General features: G+C 71.1%; 13 protein-coding genes. 11 read left to right on the forward strand and 2 right to left on the reverse strand.

All coding sequences use genetic code 11. The features are described 5' to 3' along the window. Window positions 1-125: 125 nt before the first annotated feature. A complete protein-coding gene (locus CRYAR_RS11875) occupies window positions 126-2,576 on the forward strand; it encodes a RelA/SpoT family protein (protein ID WP_084701840.1) in 2,451 nt (816 codons plus the stop codon). A gap of 12 nt (window positions 2,577-2,588) precedes the next feature. Next, window positions 2,589-2,774: a hypothetical protein gene (locus CRYAR_RS46955; RefSeq protein WP_157017600.1), complete on the forward strand. Its 186-nt coding sequence runs from the start codon at window positions 2,589-2,591 to the stop codon at window positions 2,772-2,774. An 863-nt stretch (window positions 2,775-3,637) separates the two neighbouring features. Here the strand turns inward: CRYAR_RS46955 and CRYAR_RS11880 are convergent. Then, complete coding sequence (locus CRYAR_RS11880; RefSeq protein ID WP_084701842.1) at window positions 3,638-4,402, reverse strand: peptidylprolyl isomerase; 765 nt, start codon at window positions 4,400-4,402, stop codon at window positions 3,638-3,640. 252 nt (window positions 4,403-4,654) lie between these two features. Here CRYAR_RS11880 and CRYAR_RS11885 point away from each other — a divergent pair, with 252 nt between their 5' ends. The 3 genes from CRYAR_RS11885 to aspS are packed head-to-tail and all read left to right on the forward strand — an operon-like array spanning window position 4,655 to window position 8,363. Next, complete coding sequence (locus tag CRYAR_RS11885) at window positions 4,655-5,338, forward strand: MBL fold metallo-hydrolase (protein WP_035850595.1); 684 nt, start codon at window positions 4,655-4,657, stop codon at window positions 5,336-5,338. Beyond that, window positions 5,335-6,594: a histidine--tRNA ligase gene (gene hisS / locus CRYAR_RS11890; protein WP_035850597.1), complete on the forward strand. Its 1,260-nt coding sequence runs from the start codon at window positions 5,335-5,337 to the stop codon at window positions 6,592-6,594. Before CRYAR_RS11885 ends, hisS begins: the two co-directional genes overlap by 4 nt. Next, entirely contained in the window at window positions 6,591-8,363 is a 1,773-nt protein-coding gene (gene aspS, locus CRYAR_RS11895; protein WP_035850598.1) for an aspartate--tRNA ligase, read from the forward strand. The genes hisS and aspS overlap by 4 nt, the downstream gene beginning before the upstream one ends. Here aspS and CRYAR_RS11900 read toward each other — a convergent pair. Next, a complete protein-coding gene (locus CRYAR_RS11900) occupies window positions 8,318-10,477 on the reverse strand; it encodes an MMPL family transporter (protein ID WP_051570056.1) in 2,160 nt (719 codons plus the stop codon). The genes aspS and CRYAR_RS11900 overlap by 46 nt on opposite strands. 146 nt (window positions 10,478-10,623) lie before the next feature. Here CRYAR_RS11900 and CRYAR_RS11905 point away from each other — a divergent pair, with 146 nt between their 5' ends. The 6 genes from CRYAR_RS11905 (at window position 10,624) to mltG (ending at window position 17,285) form a co-directional block, all read left to right on the forward strand. Further along, window positions 10,624-12,024 carry a replication-associated recombination protein A gene (locus CRYAR_RS11905; RefSeq protein WP_035861885.1) on the forward strand — a complete coding sequence of 467 codons (1,401 nt, stop codon included), beginning with the start codon at window positions 10,624-10,626 and terminating at the stop codon, window positions 12,022-12,024. A gap of 90 nt (window positions 12,025-12,114) precedes the next feature. Next, window positions 12,115-12,540 (forward strand): DUF948 domain-containing protein, encoded by a 426-nt coding sequence (locus CRYAR_RS11910; RefSeq protein WP_035850600.1) that lies wholly within the window; start codon window positions 12,115-12,117, stop codon window positions 12,538-12,540. Beyond that, entirely contained in the window at window positions 12,540-12,791 is a 252-nt protein-coding gene (locus tag CRYAR_RS11915) for a hypothetical protein (RefSeq protein ID WP_035850601.1), read from the forward strand. Before CRYAR_RS11910 ends, CRYAR_RS11915 begins: the two co-directional genes overlap by 1 nt. A gap of 79 nt (window positions 12,792-12,870) precedes the next feature. Further along, window positions 12,871-15,561: an alanine--tRNA ligase gene (gene alaS / locus CRYAR_RS11920; protein WP_035850602.1), complete on the forward strand. Its 2,691-nt coding sequence runs from the start codon at window positions 12,871-12,873 to the stop codon at window positions 15,559-15,561. A 96-nt stretch (window positions 15,562-15,657) separates the two neighbouring features. Continuing rightward, window positions 15,658-16,110, forward strand: coding sequence for a Holliday junction resolvase RuvX (gene ruvX / locus CRYAR_RS11925; RefSeq protein WP_084701844.1), 453 nt, complete (start codon window positions 15,658-15,660; stop codon window positions 16,108-16,110). Further along, window positions 16,107-17,285 carry an endolytic transglycosylase MltG gene (gene mltG / locus CRYAR_RS11930; protein WP_035850604.1) on the forward strand — a complete coding sequence of 393 codons (1,179 nt, stop codon included), beginning with the start codon at window positions 16,107-16,109 and terminating at the stop codon, window positions 17,283-17,285. The genes ruvX and mltG overlap by 4 nt, the downstream gene beginning before the upstream one ends. Window positions 17,286-17,319: the final 34 nt, after the last annotated feature.

Genomic DNA, 17,319 nt, shown 5'->3' on the forward strand with positions numbered 1-17,319 from the left:
GGGCGGGGGGCGCAGCGGGTCGGGGCATCAACCGTCCGGTCATCGTGTTGTGACCGGTAGGGCAGCAGTCGCTGTCCTGGGCTCCTGTGGAAGGCGGCGCGGCCGGTGTCGGCCGTCCGCGTAGCATGGAGAGAGCTCGATGCGTCCAGCAGAGGGAGCGGCCTGTGTCAGACGTCGCGCCGACGGTCGCCGGTGGCCAGCGGGATCCCGTCCCGGCCCCCGGTCCAGACGCGGCTGCGCCCAGCGGCGCACTTCCGCATGCTGATTCCGCGGTCGCCGCGGTGTCCGCGAACGGATCCGGCGCGGAGCCGGGCGGCATCGGGGCGCCCACCGGCCGGCGGGTCCGCGCCGCCCTGGCGCGCTTCAGCGCCCCCTCGTGGCAAGGCGCGGTGAACGTCGTTCTCGAGCCGCTGGTGGCCACCCACCGCGGTGCCCACCCGAAGGCCGACGTCCGGCTGCTGCAGAAGGCCTACGACGTCGCCGAGCAGTTCCACCGCGGTCAGCTGCGCAAGTCCGGCGATCCGTACATCACCCACCCGCTCGCGGTCGCGACGATCCTCGCCGAGCTGGGCATGGACACCACCACGCTGGTCGCGGCGCTCCTCCACGACACCGTGGAGGACACCGGCTACACGCTCGAGCAGCTGCACGCCGATTTCGGCGGCGAGGTCGCGCACCTCGTCGACGGCGTCACCAAGCTCGACAAGGTGCAGTTCGGCGACGCCGCCGAGGCCGAGACGATCCGCAAGATGGTCGTCGCGATGGCCCGCGACCCCCGCGTCCTGGTCATCAAGCTCGCCGACCGGCTGCACAACATGCGCACGCTGCGCTTCCTGCCGCGCCCGAAGCAGGAGAAGAAGGCGCGCGAGACGCTCGACGTGCTGGCGCCGCTGGCCCACCGGCTGGGTATGAACACGGTCAAGTGGGAGCTGGAAGACCTCGCGTTCATGACCCTGTACCCGAAGCGGTACGAGGAGATCGCGCGGCTGGTGCAGGAGCACTCGCCGGCGCGTGACCGGGGTCTGGCCGACGTCACCTCGCAGGTGCAGAACGACCTGAAGAACGCGAAGATCCGCGCCACCGTGGTCGGGAGGCCGAAGCACTACTACTCGATCTACCAGAAGATGATCGTGCGCGGCCGCGACTTCGCCGACATCTACGACCTGGTGGGCATCCGCGTCCTGGTCGATTCGGTGCGCGACTGCTACGCCGCGCTCGGCGTCATCCACGCGTCCTGGCAGCCGGTCCCCGGCCGCTTCAAGGACTACATCGCGATGCCGAAGTTCAACATGTACCAGTCGCTGCACACGACGGTCATCGGCCCCGAGGGCAAGCCGATCGAGTTGCAGATCCGCACGCTGGCGATGCACCGCACCGCCGAGTACGGCATCGCCGCGCACTGGAAGTACAAGGAGACCAAGGGCGCCGAGGTCGCCGGTCCGCCGGCCACCGTCGACGACATGGCCTGGCTGCGTCAGCTGCTCGATTGGCAGCGCGAGGCGAGCGACCCGGGGGAGTTCCTTGAGGCGCTGCGCTTCGACCTGGGTGGCCAGGAGGTCTACGTCTTCACGCCCAAGGGCGACGTGGTGGCGCTGACGAAGGACTCGACGCCCGTCGACTTCGCCTACGCCGTGCACACCGAGGTCGGGCACCGGTGCATCGGCGCCCGGGTCAACGGCAAGCTGGTGCCGCTGGAGAGCACGCTCAACAACGGCGACACCGTCGACATCTTCACGTCGAAGTCCGAGAACGCCGGCCCCAGCCAGGATTGGCTGAGCTTCGTCAAGAGCCCCCGGGCCCGCACGAAGATCCGCCAGTACTTCGCCAAGGAGCGCCGCGAGGACGCGATCGAGTCCGGCAAGGACGCGTTGCAGCGGGTCATGCGCAAGCAGGGCCTGCCGCTGCAGCGTCTGCTCGGCGGCGACGCGCTGCTGACGATCGCCCGTGATCTGCACCTGTCCGACATCAGCGCGCTCTACGCCGCGGTCGGGGAGAACCAGGTGTCGGCGCAGGCGGTCATCCAGCGGGTCGTGGCCTCGCTCGGCGGGGCCGAGGGCGCCACCGAGGACCTGGCCGAGACCGCGCGTCCGGCCAAGCACCGCTCGCGCCCGGCCGGCCCCGGCGATCCCGGCGTCATCGTCAGCAACGCCGGCGACGACGTCTGGGTGAAGCTCGCGAAGTGTTGCACGCCGGTGCCGGGGGATTCGATCCTCGGGTTCATCACGCGCAGCGGCATGATCAGCGTGCACCGGGAAGACTGCACGAACGCGTCCGACCTGAAGGCCAAGGAAGAGCGCCTGGTCGAGGTGTCGTGGGCACCGACCGCCGGGTCGACGTTCCTGGTCGCGATCCAGGTGGAGGCGCTCGACCGGCACCGCCTGCTGTCCGACGTCACGAAGGTGCTCTCGGACGAGAAGGTCAACATCCTGTCGGCGACGGTGAGCACGACCCGCGACCGGGTGGCGGTCTCGAAGTTCACGTTCGAGATGGCCGACCCGAAACACCTCGGGCACCTGCTCCGCGTGGTCCGCCGGGTCGAGGGTGTGTACGACGCGTACCGTGTGACGTCAGGCTAAGGAGGCGCCGCTGTGAGTATCGAGCGCAGGTTGCCCAGCAAGGTCGCAGGCGAGCCGTTGGAGCCGGGCAAGGTCCGGGCGAAGATCGTCGGCCTGGAGACGTTCCGCGAGACGGGGTCGCTCCAGGCCACCACGTCCCCGGCGCCCGAGCCCCCGCCGGACATGGGCAACGCCGAGTCGGCGAACTACCGGGGCTGAAGCCGAGCGCCCGCACGCCCCCCGCGCGCGGGCGCTCGATCGTTTCCGCAGCAATCCTGCGGGGCGAGCTCGGCCGGTGGTGCGTCAAGTCCTGCGGGCGCCCTCGGCCGGTGCCGCGGCAACGCCTGCGGGGTGCGCTCGGCTGGTGGCGCGGCGAATCGGGCCTGCGACGAGTTGCCGGGCCTGAACCGCCCGTCGTAGGCCCGCTAACGCGTCACGCTAGCTGGTGATTGTCAGAGCGAACGCTCCTTGGTGTTCTGTTTCTGAGCGGTGGGGCCGGTGCAGGCCCATTCGGCGGCCAGGTTCGGGTCCGGAGCCGAGGTCGGGAGCAGCGGTCGGGACCGGGCGACGGCGACGCCGCAGGTAGGGAACCAGGGGCGGGTGGCGGTCTCCGTGCGCTCAACGGGCAGGATTTCGGTGTAGGCCAGGCGGGAACGCCGCCGATGCCCGGGTGTAGGGATCTACAGCGCAGTACCTCTTGCGGGCCATGCGTGGTGGCGCGCTGATTGCGGCAGCCGTGGAACGGCGCGTTCATAGCGGCGGATAGGTGCCCCGGTGGCGCGGGTCGAGGCAGGCTCGGCGCGGGTCGGGACGCGATGGACGGTGGCCGGGGCCGGACCCGGTCGGGCGGCGATCCGGGCGGGTCGCACCCGGTGGGTGACCCGGGATCTTGATGATCCGCCGGTCGGTCCGGGCCGGTGAACGGTGCGGGAGGCTGGATCGATCGGTGTCGTGCCGGCCGGACCGTGCCGGCGACAGCGGATCGCCCACCGGGCCGAGATGCTGCACGTCTGGAGGCGGCCCGCGAACGTGGCGCGGCCCGCTTCCGAATACCGGAAGCGGGCCGCGGAACGGAGAGAAAGTCAGCTCGCCGCGGGGCTCACCGTCAGCGTGTTGATCGTGACGGCCTGCTTGGGCTTGCCGTCGCCCGGGTTGCTGGGGTCGGCGGGCGTGACGCCCTTCTCGGCGGCCTTCACGATCAGGTCGAGACCCTTCGTGACCTTGCCGACCACCGTGTAGTCGGCCCCGAGCGAACCGTCGGGGATGTCCTTGTACACGATGAAGAACTGCGAACCGACCGAGATCGCCTCGGAGCTCTTGGCCATCGCGATCGTGCCGGCCGGGTACGGCGGGTGCTGGTTGGTGGGCAGGTTCTCGGTGCCGTAGCGGTAGGCCGGGCCACCGGTACCGTCCGCGAACGGGTCTCCGCACTGCAGCACGAAGATGCCGGCCGTCGTCAGCCGGTGGCACGAGGTCTTGTCGTAGAACTTCTTGCCCGCGAGGAACGCGAAGCTGTTGCTGGTGCACGGCGCGGAGGCCTGGTCGAGGCTGAAGTCGACCTGGCCGATGTTCGTCGTCATCGTGACCGTGCGCGTCCCCGTCTCGGGGATGTTCGTGGTCGGCGGCGTCCCGACGTCCTTCACCTGGCCGGTGCTGCTGTCGGCCTTCTGGTAGGTGCACTGCGGGCCGGACGCCTCGGTGGCGGTGTCGGTCTTCTTGTCGTCGTCACCACCGAGGTTCGCGATCAGGAAGCCGACGCCGACCACCACGAGCAGGAGCGCGAGGCCCGCACCCACGGCGGCCTGGGTCTGACGGCGCCGCTTGGCCGCCGCGGCCCGCCGGGCCATCTGCCGTTCGAGTTTGGCGCGGGCCAGCTGCCGCTGGCGATCCTTCGTCGGCACTCCGTGCTCTCCGTTCGGGTCCTGGTCTCGCAGGGGCGGGCCGAGGAGACCCGCGTGAGGCGGGCCGGGCCCGCGCGTGCGGCCGAGTGTACGGCGCGCCCCTAGGGAAGGGCCTAATACCCCGCGAGAGAAACGCGGTCGGTCCCCGGCCATCACCATCGGTAGGCTGGTACAAACAGGCCCGAAGAAAGGACTCTCGTGCTCATCGCCGGATTTCCGGCCCCCGCGCTCGGCACCAACTGCTGGATCGTCGCCCCTGCGGCCGGCGAGCAGTGCGTGATCATCGACCCGGGGATCGGTGTGGTCGACCAGCTCGAGGACGTCCTGACCGAGCACCGGCTGCATCCGGCGGCGGTGATCCTCACCCACGGTCACATCGACCACACGTTCTCGGTGGCTCCGGTCTGCGGCGCGAAGGACATTCCCGCCTACATCCACCCGGCCGACGCCGACCAGCTGGCCGACCCGTGGAGTTACATCGGGGCGCCGAAGGGCACCCCGATGTTCGGCCTCGAGTACACCGAGCCGAGCGACGTCAAAGCGCTTGCCGACGGCGGGACGATCACGCTCGCCGGGGTGGAGATCACCACCACGCTGGCCCCCGGCCACACCCCGGGCTCACTGGTGTTCGGTGTCCGGACGCCCGACGCCCCGGTGCTGTTCTCCGGTGACCTGCTGTTCGCCGGCTCGATCGGGCGGGTCGACCTGCCCGGCGGCAGCGCCCAGGCCATGCTCGAGTCGCTGAAGAACGTGGTGCTGCCGCTGGACGACGCCACCGTGGTGAAGCCCGGCCACGGCCCCGACACCACGATCGCGCGCGAGCGCGCCATGAACCCCTATCTGCTGCAAGTGGCAACTGACCTTCCGAGGACCGGACTGTGACCAGCTTTACCGCTCCGAAGGGAACCTTCGACACCCTTCCCCCCGACTCCGCGACGTTCCTCGCGGTCCGGGACGCCCTCACCGCACCGCTGCGCCGGGCCGGCTACGGCTACATCGAGACGCCGGTCTTCGAGGACACCGCGTTGTTCGCCCGCGGCGTCGGCGAGTCGACGGACGTCGTCAGCAAGGAGATGTACACGTTCACCGACCGGGGCGGCCGGTCGCTGACGTTGCGCCCGGAGCTGACCGCGGGCCTGATGCGGGCGTTCATCGAGCACAAGCTGTACGCCGGGCAGCTGCCGGTGAAGCTGTACGCGGTCGGGTCGAACTTCCGCTACGAGCGGCCGCAGGCCGGGCGGTACCGGCACTTCACCCAGGTCGACATGGAGGCGCTCGGCGTCGACGACCCGGCGCTGGACGCCGAGGTCGTCGCGCTCGGGGTCGCCGGGTTCGCCGAGCTGGGCCTGACGAACTACGAACTGCAGCTCACGTCGCTCGGTGACGCCGGCTGCCGTCCGCAGTACCGCGAGAAGCTCCAGGAGTTCCTGGCCGGGCTCGACCTCGACGAGGAGACCCGCCGGCGCGCCGGCCTCAACCCGCTGCGGGTGCTCGACGACAAGCGTCCCGAGGTGGCCGCCCAGCTCACCGAGGCCCCGCTGATGGTCGACCACCTCTGCGACGACTGCCAGAAGCACTACGACGAGGTCCGCGAGCACCTGCGCGACCTCGGCATCACGTGGACGGAAGCGCCGCGGCTCGTCCGCGGTCTGGACTACTACACGAAGACGACGTACGAGTTCGTCCACAACGGACTCGGTGCGCAGTCGGCGATCGGCGGCGGCGGGCGCTACGACGGGCTCTCCAAGGAGCTCGGCGGGCCGGACGTGTCCGGCATCGGCTACGCGGTGGGCGTCGACCGGACGCTGCTCGCGATGCGCGCCGAGGGTCTGGTCGGCGAGCCGCAGGCAAAGGTCCGGGCGTTCGTGGTGCCGCTCGGCGACGAAGCCCGCCGCCGGGGCCTTCAGCTGCTCACCGAGCTGCGCAACGAGAACGTCGCCGCCGACTTCGCGTTCGGCGGCAAGAGCCTCAAGGGCGCCATGAAGGCCGCCGACCGCTCCGGTGCCCGCTACGCGGTCGTGCTCGGCGAGCGCGATCTCGCCGACGGCACCGCGCAGTTGAAAGACCTGACCACCGCCGAGCAGCGGGCCGTACCGCTGACCGATCTCGCCCGCACCGTCAAGGAGCTCCTGTCGTGACCACCTACCGCACCCATAAGGCCGGCGCGCTGCGCGCCGAGCACGCGGGGCAGACCGTCACCCTCTCCGGGTGGGTGGCCCGCCGCCGTGACCACGGTGGGGTCATCTTCGTCGACCTCCGGGACGCCTCCGGCTACGTCCAGGTCGTCCTGCGCGAGGAGGAGGGGCACGCGCTGCGGTCGGAGTACTGCGTCCGCATCACCGGCACCGTCCGCGCCCGGCCGGAGGGCAACGAGAACCCCGACCTGCCGACCGGTGCGATCGAGGTCGTCGCGGACGAGCTCACCGTGCTCAGCGAGGCCGCCCCGCTGCCGTTCCCGATCGACGGCCAGGCCGCAGGCGAGGTCGGCGAGGAGGCCCGCCTCAAGTACCGCTACCTCGACCTGCGCCGTTCCCAGCAGGCCGCGGCGCTGCGGCTGCGCAGCCAGGTCAGCGCGATCGCCCGCCGCGAGCTCGGCGAGCGCGAGTTCGTCGAGATCGAGACGCCGACGCTGACCCGCTCGACGCCGGAGGGCGCCCGCGACTTCCTGGTGCCCGCGCGCCTGCAGCCGGGCTCCTGGTACGCGCTGCCCCAGTCGCCGCAGCTGTTCAAGCAGCTGCTGATGGTGGCCGGGATGGAGCGGTACTACCAGATCGCCCGCTGTTACCGGGACGAGGACTTCCGCGCCGACCGGCAGCCGGAGTTCACCCAGCTCGACATCGAGATGTCGTTCGTGACCCAGGACGACGTGATCGAGGTCGGCGAGGCGGTCGTGTCGGCGATCTGGCGCGAGGTGGCCGGGTACGAGATCCCGCTGCCCCTGCCGCGCCTGACCTACGCCGACGCGATGACCCGGTACGGCTCGGACAAGCCCGACGTCCGATTCGGCAACGAGCTCGTCGACCTGACCTCGTACTTCGCCGGGACGAGCTTCCGGGTGTTCCAGGCCGCGCACGTCGGTGCGGTCGTGATGCCCGGCGGCGCGGCCCAGACCCGCAAGGAGCTCGACGGCTGGCAGGAGTGGGCCCGCGCGCGCGGCGCGAAGGGCCTCGCCTACGTGCTGTTCGACGCCGAGACCGGCGAGACCCGCGGCCCGGTGGCCAAGAACCTCTCCGAGGAGCACCTGGCGGGCCTGGCCGACGCGGTCGGCGCGAAGCCCGGCGACGCGGTGTTCTTCGGCGCGGGGGAGCGCTCCGGCACGCTCGAGCTGCTCGGCGCGGCCCGGCTGGAGATCGGGCGCCGCTGCGGGCTGATCGACGAGTCCCGCTGGGAGTTCCTCTGGGTCGTCGACGCGCCGATGTTCGAGCCGGTCGGCGGCGGCGAGATCGGCGTCGAAGGCGCGCAGGGCGCGTGGACGGCCGTGCACCACCCGTTCACCTCGCCCAACGCCGACTGGATCGGCCGGTTCGACGAGGCGCCCGGTGAGGCGCTGGCCTGGGCCTACGACATCGTGCTCAACGGCAACGAGATCGGTGGCGGCTCGATCCGTATCCACGACCGGTCGGTCCAGGAGCGGGTGTTCCAGGTGCTCGGCCTGACCGAGGAGGACCAGCAGGGCAAGTTCGGCTTCCTGCTCGAGGCGTTCAAGTACGGCGCGCCGCCGCACGGCGGTATCGCGCTCGGCTGGGACCGCCTCTGCGCGCTGCTGGCCGGCGTGGACTCGATCCGCGACGTCATCGCGTTCCCGAAGCTCGGCTCCGGCGGCGACCCGCTGACCGGTGCCCCGGCGCCGATCTCCCCGCGTCAGCGCAAGGAGGCCGGCGTCGACGGGAAACCGTCGAAGGCCTGACGTTCGTCGGGCGGCGCCTCCCGGAGCCCGTACCGCTCGTGGAGGCGCCGTAACGGCTTCGGCGCCCACCAGTTCGCCTCGCCGAGAAGCGCCATCGTCGCCGGTACCAGCAGGCACCGCACGACGGTGGCGTCGACGGCCACCGCGATCGCCATCGCGACGCCCAGCTCCTTGATCGCGAGCATCCGCCCGGCCGCGAACCCGGCGAACACGATGATCATCAGCAGCGCCGCCGACGTGATGATCTTCCCCGACCGTTGCAGTCCGATCTCGACCGCGCGGTCGTTGTCCATTCCGGCGTCACGCAGTTCCTTGATGCGTGCGAGCAGGAACACCTCGTAGTCCATCGACAGCCCGAACGCGAAGCAGAACACCAGCACCGGGACGAACGGCTCCAACCCGCCGGTGGGCGTGAAACCCAGGAACCCGTGCAGGTGCCCGTCCTGGAAGATCAGCTTCAGCGCCCCGAACGACGCCGCGAGCGACAGCACGTTCATCACCAGCGCCTTGATCGGCACCAGCAGCGAGCCGGTCATCGCGAACAGCAGCACGAACGTCGCCACGACCATCAGCGTCACCGCCCACGGCGCGTACCGGCGCACCTCGGCGAGGAAGTCGACGAGCACCGCGGTCTCGCCGGTGACCCAGATCCGGAACGGTGGTCGGTCGGCCCGGATCTCGCCGACGAGCCGCCGGCCGATCCGGTCGTGCCCGCTCGCCTCCGGCACGACGTCGATGCTGGCCAGGCCCTCGGTGACCTGGGTCGGGGGCATGACCCGGGCGATGCCGTCGTACTCGCCCGGCAGCCGCGCCGCCCAGAGGGCCAACTCGCCGCGGCTGGTGCTCGCCACGACCGTGATCGGCGGCGCGTCCTGGCCGGGGAACCGGTCGGCGGTGATCTCGGCGAAGCGCCGCGCTTCGAAGCCCTCGGGCAGCAGGTTCGCGCTGCTGTTGACGAACGTCACCGACGCGAACGGCAGCCCGGTGGCCAGGAGCGTCGCGGTGAGCAGCACGGTGGCGACCAGCGGGCGGCGGCGGGTGAGCCGGGCCAGGCGGGCGAACGTGCCGTCGTCGCTCGGGCGCTCCGGGCGGTGCCTGCCGACGCCGACGCGCCGCGAGGTCATCCCGAGCAGCGCCGGCACCAGCGTCACGCCGGCGAGCAACGCGAACAGCACGACGCCGACGCCGGCCGCGCCGATGCCGCGGAAGATCGGGCTCGGGAACACGAACAGGCCGGCCAGCGAGAGCGCGACCGTGAGCGCGGAGAACGTGATCGTGCGCCCCGCCGACGCGACCGTCCGCTCGATCGCCGCGGGCACCGTGCGCTTGGCGTACCGCTCCTCGCGGAACCGGTTGACCATCAGCAGCGCGTAGTCGATCGACAGGCCGAGCGCGAGCACCGTGCTCACCGACAGCACGTTGGGGTCCAGGTCCATCAGCCGCAGCAGGCCCAGCATCACGAGCATGCCGCAGGCGATCGACGCCAGCGCCCCGACGATCGGGATGCCCGCGGCCACCGCGCCGCCGAAGATCGCCACCATCGCGAGCAGCGTGAGCGGCAGGGCGATGAGCTCGCCCTTCTCGGTGTCGCGGCGGGTCTGCTCGTTGATCTCGCGCTGCAGCAGCGCCGGTCCGCCGACCGTCACCCGCACGCCGGGGATCGCGTGCAGGCGATCGGCGATCGCCTGTTCGATGCGGTGCTGCGCGTCGACGGACAGGTCCCTTCTCAGGTCGACGACGATCAGCGCCGCGTTCCGGTCGTCGGCGACGAACAGCGCCCGGCCCTGCTCGGGGAGCTGCGGGGAGAACGGGTCGAGGACCCGGCCCACGCCGTCCGTGCGGCCGAGGTCGTCGCGGGCGTCGGCGATCGGGGTCTCGAGCGTCTCCACGGGGGCCCCGTCGACGACGGCGGAGACCCGGCCGCCGAACTCGGAGTGATCGGCCAGCAGCCGCGCGGCGAGCACCGACTCCATCGACTCCGACGCCTGCTGGCCACCGCCGAGCCGGTCGGTGACCCGGCCGGTGTTCGCGATGCCGGCGACGAACACGAGCAGCCAGAGCACCACGACGAGCTTGCGGCGGCGATAGCAGAACCGCCCGAGACGCGCGAACACTGGGACTCCTGGCGACGTTGCCACCGGCCACTGGTTACCCGACGGTACGGTGCGCGGGTGGCGCCCGCACCGTAGTTCCCGGGATGTCCCGCTTCGCGCGGTGGCTGTCCGCCGGGGCGGCCGGGGGCGCGGATAGGGTCGGGACCGTGGAGACCGAAAGTCTGTTCGACGGGCTCGCGGAGGACCCGGCGGCTCCGGTCGCGCCCCCACCGCGCCCGGCGCGCATCGCGGGTGCGGTGGACGCCGACCGCGTCGACCCGCACGCGCCGCTGGCCGTGCGGATGCGCCCGCGGACGCTCGACGAGCTGGTCGGGCAGCGGCACCTGCTCGCACCCGGCTCCCCGTTGCGTCGGCTGGTCGAGGGCGACGCGCCGCTCTCGGTGATCCTCTGGGGTCCGCCGGGCGCCGGGAAGACCACGATCGCGCACCTGGTCTCGCGGGCCACCTCCCGGCGGTTCGTCGCGCTCAGCGCGCTGTCGGCCGGGGTGAAGGACGTGCGCGCGGTGATCGAGCAGGCCAAGCTCGAGCGCCGCCGCGGGGTGTACACGGTGCTGTTCGTCGACGAGGTGCACCGCTTCTCCAAGACCCAGCAGGACTCGCTGCTGGCCGCGGTCGAGGACCGCACGGTCACGCTGGTGGCGGCCACGACCGAGAACCCGTCGTTCTCGGTGGTGGCGCCGCTGCTGTCCCGCTCGCTGCTGCTCACGCTGATGCCGCTGGACGCCGACGACATCCGCGAGCTGCTCCACCGTGCGGTGACCGACGAGCGCGGCCTGGGCGGCGCGGTCACGCTCGCGCCGGAGGCCGAGGACCACCTCGTCCGCCTGGCCGCCGGCGACGCCAGGCGCTCGCTCACCGCGCTGGAGGCCGCCGCCGACGCCGCGCTGGCCGCCGCACGCGCCGACATCGACCTGGCGACCGCCGAGGCCGCGGTGGACAAGGCGGCCGTGCGCTACGACCGCGACGGCGACGCGCACTACGACGTCACGAGCGCGTTCATCAAGAGCATGCGCGGCTCCGACGTCGACGCCGCGCTGCACTGGCTCGCGCGGATGCTCACCGCGGGGGAGGACCCGCGCTTCATCGCCCGGCGGCTGATGATCTTCGCCAGCGAGGACATCGGCATGGCCGACCCCACCGCGCTGCAGACCGCGGTCGCCGCGGCCCAGACCGTGCAGCTGATCGGCCTGCCCGAGGGCCAGCTCACGCTCGCGCACGCGGTCGTGCACTGCGCCACCGCTCCGAAGTCGAACGCGGTCACCACCGCGATCAGCGCCGCGCTCGGCGACGTCGCCGCGGGTAAGACCGGTACCGTGCCGCCGGCGCTGCGCGACGCGCACTACCCGGGCGCGAAGGCACTCGGCCACGGACAGGGCTACCGGTACCCGCACGACGACCCGGCCGGCGTCGTGGCGCAGCAGTACGTGCCGGACGAGCTGGTCGGCCGCGACTACTACCGGCCGACCCGGCGCGGTGTCGAACGCCCGATCGCCGAACGCCTCGACCGCATCAGATCCGTGATTCGGGGTAAGACCGACCCATCCTGAAGCGACGCGCGAGGTCCCTGCGCCGAGCGTGATCGCCGCAGGCGGTAGGGTCTGTTCACCCCGCGCCCACTCACCCAAGGAGACTCGCCGGTGTCTCTCGGCGGAATCGCGGCCATCATCGCCGCCGTTGCGTTCGTCCTTCTGGTCGGTGCGCTCGCCGTGCCGCTGATCAAGCTCGGCCGCACGGTCGACGCGGCCACGAAGGCCATCACCGACATCACCGAGCAGGCGGTGCCGATCCTGGCCAGCGCCCACGTGACCGTCGAAGGCGTGAACCAGACGCTGGGCGGTGTGAACCACCAGCTCGACAAGGTGGACACGCTCACCGACCACGTCGGCGCCGTGACCGGCAGCATCGCCCAGGTCACGACCCTGTTCGGCGCCACCGTGTCCGGCCCGCTGGTGAAAGCCGCGGCGTTCAGCTACGGCGTGCGGTCCGCGCTGCGGGCGCGCAAGGCCACCGAGGTCGAGCGCGAGATCCGCGACGAGCTGAAGAAGCGGCGGAGGGGCGCCTGATGCGGCGGCTGTTCTGGATCGGCGTCGGCGCCGCGGTCGGCATCCTCGTCGTCCGGAAGATCAGCCGGACGGCGGAGGCCTACAGCCCCAAGGGGCTGGCCGACTCCGCCCGCGGCTCGGCGATCGGCCTGCTGGATTCCGTGCGTGACTTCCTCGAGGACGCGCGCGTCGCGATGGCCGAGCACGAGGTCGAGCTGACCCGCGCCCTGCAGGAAGGCACCGCGGAAGGCGGAGCCCACCGCGCGCCCTAATTGGGCAGCGCCTTCCCGTCCCGGCGAGAGATAGTGTCGGGACGGAATACCCCCTATCGGAACCGACGGACACCTGGCGATGAAGACCTCTGAGATCCGGCAACGCTTCCTCGATCACTTCGCGAACCGTGGCCACACCGTGGTCCCGAGCGCGGGGCTGATCGCCGACGACCCCAACCTGCTGTTCGTCAACGCAGGGATGGTGCCGTTCAAGCCGTACTTCCTCGGTCAGGTGACCCCGCCCTACCCGCGAGCGACGAGCGTCCAGAAGTGCGTGCGGACGCTCGACATCGACGAGGTCGGCAAGACCACCCGGCACGGGTCGTTCTTCCAGATGAACGGCAACTTCAGCTTCGGTGACTACTTCAAGGACGGAGCGATCCGCTACGCCTGGGAGCTGGTCACCAACTCGATCGCCGACGGGGGGTACGGCTTCGACGAGTCGAAGCTGTGGGTCTCGGTCTACGAAGAGGACGACGAGGCCTACCGGCTCTGGAACACCGAGGTCGGCGTTCCCGAGTCGCGCATCATCCGGCTCGGCAAGGGCCCGAACTTCTGGTCGATGGGCGTGCCCGGGCCGTGCGGTCCGTGCTCGGAGATCCTGATCGACCGCGGCCCGGAGTACGGCCCCGAGTACGTGAACACCCCCGGGGTCGAGCCCGACGGCGACCGGTACCTGGAGTTCTGGAACCTCGTCTTCATGCAGTACGAGCGGGGGCCGGGGCAGGGCAAGACCGACTACCCGATCCTCGGTGACCTGCCGGCTCAGAACATCGACACCGGCATGGGCATGGAGCGGGTCGCGTTCCTGCTGCAGGGCGTCGACAACTTCTACGAGGTCGACGAGGTCCGCCCGATCCTCGACCGCGCGGCCGCGCTCTCCGGCAAGCGCTACCCGGCGCACGAGCAGCACGACGGGCACCCCAACCCCGACGACGTGCGGCTGCGTGTCGTCGCCGACCACGTCCGCACCGCGCTGATGCTGATCGGCGACGGCGTCACCCCCGGCAACGAGGGCCGCGGCTACGTCCTGCGCCGCATCCTGCGCCGCGCGGTGCGCTCGATGCGTCTGCTCGGCTACGAGGACCCGTCGTTCCCGGAGCTGTTCCCGGTGGCGCGCGACGCGATGAAGGCGTCCTATCCGGAGGTCGAGACCGACTACACGCGCATCGCCGGGTACGCGTACGCCGAGGAGGACGCGTTCCGCACGACGCTGCGCTCGGGAACCACCATCCTGGACACCGCGGTCGCCTCGACCAAGTCCGGCGGGGGCTCGCAGCTCTCCGGCGCGTCGGCGTTCCAGCTGCACGACACCTACGGGTTCCCGATCGACCTCACCCTGGAGATGGCGGCCGAGCAGGGCCTCACCGTCGACGAAGAGGGCTTCCGCCGGCTCATGTCCGAGCAGCGGCAGCGGGCGAAGGCCGACGCGCTGGCGCGCAAGACCGGCCACGCCGACACCTCGGTGCTGCGCTCGATCCTCGACCGCACCGGCCCGACGAACTTCACCGGCTATCTCGAGGTGGAGCGCGAGGGGCGGATCGGCGGCATCGTCGGCAAGGACGGTGCGGTACGTGGCGGCGCCGGCCAGGGCGAGGAGGTCGAGGTCGTCCTCGACGCCACGCCGTTCTACGCCGAGGGCGGTGGCCAGCAGCCCGACCAGGGTGTGATCGTCACGCCGGGCGGCAAGTTCGAGGTGTTCGACGTCCAGCAGCCGCTGCCGGGCCTGTACGTGCACCGCGGCACCGTCGTCGACGGGGAGATCAAGGTCGACGACCCGGTGCTGGCGACGATCGACGTCGACCGCCGCCGGGCGATCTCGCGCGCGCACACCGCGACGCACCTGATCCACACCGCGATCCGGGGTGCGCTCGGCGAGTCCGCGACCCAGGCCGGTTCGCTGAACGCGCCCGGGCGGCTGCGGTTCGACTTCAACACGCCGGGCGCGGTGCCGCAGTCGGTGCTCTCCGACGTCGAGGACGAGGTCAACGCGGTACTGCTCGACGACCTCGAGGTGCGCGCGTTCATCACGTCGCAGGCCGAGGCGCGGCGGATCGGCGCGATGGCGCTGTTCGGCGAGAAGTACGGCGACGAGGTGCGTGTCGTCGAGGTCGGCGAGTACGCCCGCGAGCTGTGCGGCGGCACCCACGCGGCGCGGTCCGGGCAGCTGGGCGTCGTCAAGCTGCTCTCGGAGGCGTCGATCGGATCCGGTGTGCGCCGGGTCGAGGCGCTGGTGGGCCTGGACGCGTTCCGGTTCCTCGCGAAGGAGCACCTGCTGGTCTCGAAGCTGGCCGAGCAGTTCAAGGCCAAGCCCGACGAGCTGCCCGACCGGGTGGCGTCGGTCGTCGCCCAGCTGCGTGACGCCGAGCGCGAGCTGGAGAAGCTGCGTGCGGCCGCGGTGCTCAGCGGGGCCGGTGACATCGCGTCCCGGGCCCTGGACGTGCAGGGCGTCGCGGTCGTCGCGGTCGAGGCGCCGGAGGGTACGGCCGGCAACGACGTGCGGTCGTTGACGCAGGAGATCCGCGGCCGGTTGGCGGCCGACCGTCCGGGTGTCGTGGCCGTGGCCGCGCGCGCGAACGGCAAGGCGTCGCTGGTCGTCGCGGTCAACCAGGCCGCGCGCGACCGCGGGATCTCGGCGTCCGCGCTGGTGAAGGGCGCGTTGTCGGGCCGCGGTGGTGGCAGCGACGACCTGGCGCAGGGCGGCGGTGTGCCGGCCGACGCCGCGCCGACGGTGCTCGCGTCGATTTCCGAGCTGGTGGCGTCTGCTTGAGCCCCGATTCGGGCCTGGTTTGCCCTGGCGGACCAGGCCCGGAGGGCCGATAGGGCACAATCTTGTGATGTGGAAGCGCTCTCGGGGTTCACACCCGTGAAACGTGGTGTCAGGATCGGCGTCGACGTCGGTTCCGTGCGGGTCGGTGTCGCGGCGAGCGACCCGTCCGGCATCCTGGCGTCCCCGGTCGAGACGGTTCGCCGGGACCAGCGTTCCGGAACCGACCTGGACCGGATCGTGGCCCTGGTCGCCGAGTACGAGGCGATCGAGGTCGTCGTCGGCCTGCCCCGCTCGCTCTCCGGAGCCGAGGGTGCGGCAGCGGTGGCAGCCCGTGAGTACGCTGCCCTATTGGCCGAACGGCTAGGTGATTCTCCGCATCCGGTGCCGATCGAGTTGTCCGATGAACGGCTGACGACGGTCATCGCGGGACGTACTCTCTCTCAGAGGGGCGTACGCGGGAAGAAGCACCGAGCCGTGGTGGACCAGGCCGCCGCGGTACTCATCCTCCAGGCCTGGTTGGACGCGGAGCGGAGTGCGGATCAACCGTGAACGACCTCGACCTCGTGCCGTTCACGGATGAGTCCGGCGGCTACGGCCCGGGCAATCCCGGACGCCACCGCCGCAAGAAGGAACGCAGCGGCGGCCGGACGTTAGTGGCTCTGGCGGTCGTGGTCGCGGTCCTCGGCGGGCTCGCGTTCGGTGGTTGGTACGGCGTCACCAAGGTGCGTGACTTCTTCACCGCCGACGACTACCCGGGTCCGGGTAACGGCTCGGTGATGATCGTCATCAACCAGGGCGACAACGTCACCGACATCGGCAACACGCTGTTCGAGAACGACGTCGTCGCGAGCGCGAAGGCGTTCGTCAACGCCGCGGCCGACAACCCCGACTCCACGTCCAGGCTGCAGCCCGGCAACTTCAAGCTCAAAAAGCAGATGAAGGCCGAGGACGCGCTGCTGGTCCTGATGGACCGGAACAACCGGGAGAGCGGGCCCCGGGTGACGATCCCCGAGGGCCTGGCCGTGGTGGAGATCCTGCCGCTGCTGGCCAAGGCCACCGACATCCCGCTGACGGACTTCCAGGAGGCGGTGAAGGACCCGGCCGCGCTCGGCGTGCCCGAGTGGGGCGGCCCGAGCCCCGACAAGCTGGTGCTCGAGGGCTTCCTGTTCCCGTCGACGTACGAGCTCACCGGCAAGGAGACCGCGCAGAGCCTGCTGCAGGAGATGGTCAAGCTGGCCGTACAGGCCGCGACCAAGGACGAGCTCGCCACGAAGGCCAAGGAGCTCGGCGTCACCGAGTGGGAGATGCTCACGATCGCGTCGCTGATCGAGCAGGAAGGCATCGACGACGACTTCGGCAAGGTGTCCCGGGTGATCTACAACCGGCTCAGCCAGGAGACCGGTGCGCTCACCTACCTGCAGTTCGACTCGACGACGCAGTACTGGCTGATCATCACCGGCAAGGGCCGCAAGAAGATCGTCACCGACGCCGAGCTGAAAGACCCGGACAACAACTACAGCACGCACGTCGACCGGGTCCAGGGCCTGCCGCCGACGCCGATCGGCAACCCGGGTGACGCCGCGCTGAAGGCCGCCGCCAACCCGGAGCCGGGCGACTGGACGTACTTCGTGGTGACGTCCAAGGACGGGCACTCGTCGTTCACGAGCAACTACAACCAGCACCTGGCCAACATCGAGAAGTGCCGGCAGGTCGGTCGCTGCTGACGCGGCGCCGCAGGCCTGTGGACGGCGTCCGCGG

Origin of the sequence: Cryptosporangium arvum DSM 44712, from assembly GCF_000585375.1 — a bacterium.
Lineage (GTDB): Bacteria > Actinomycetota > Actinomycetes > Mycobacteriales > Cryptosporangiaceae > Cryptosporangium > Cryptosporangium arvum.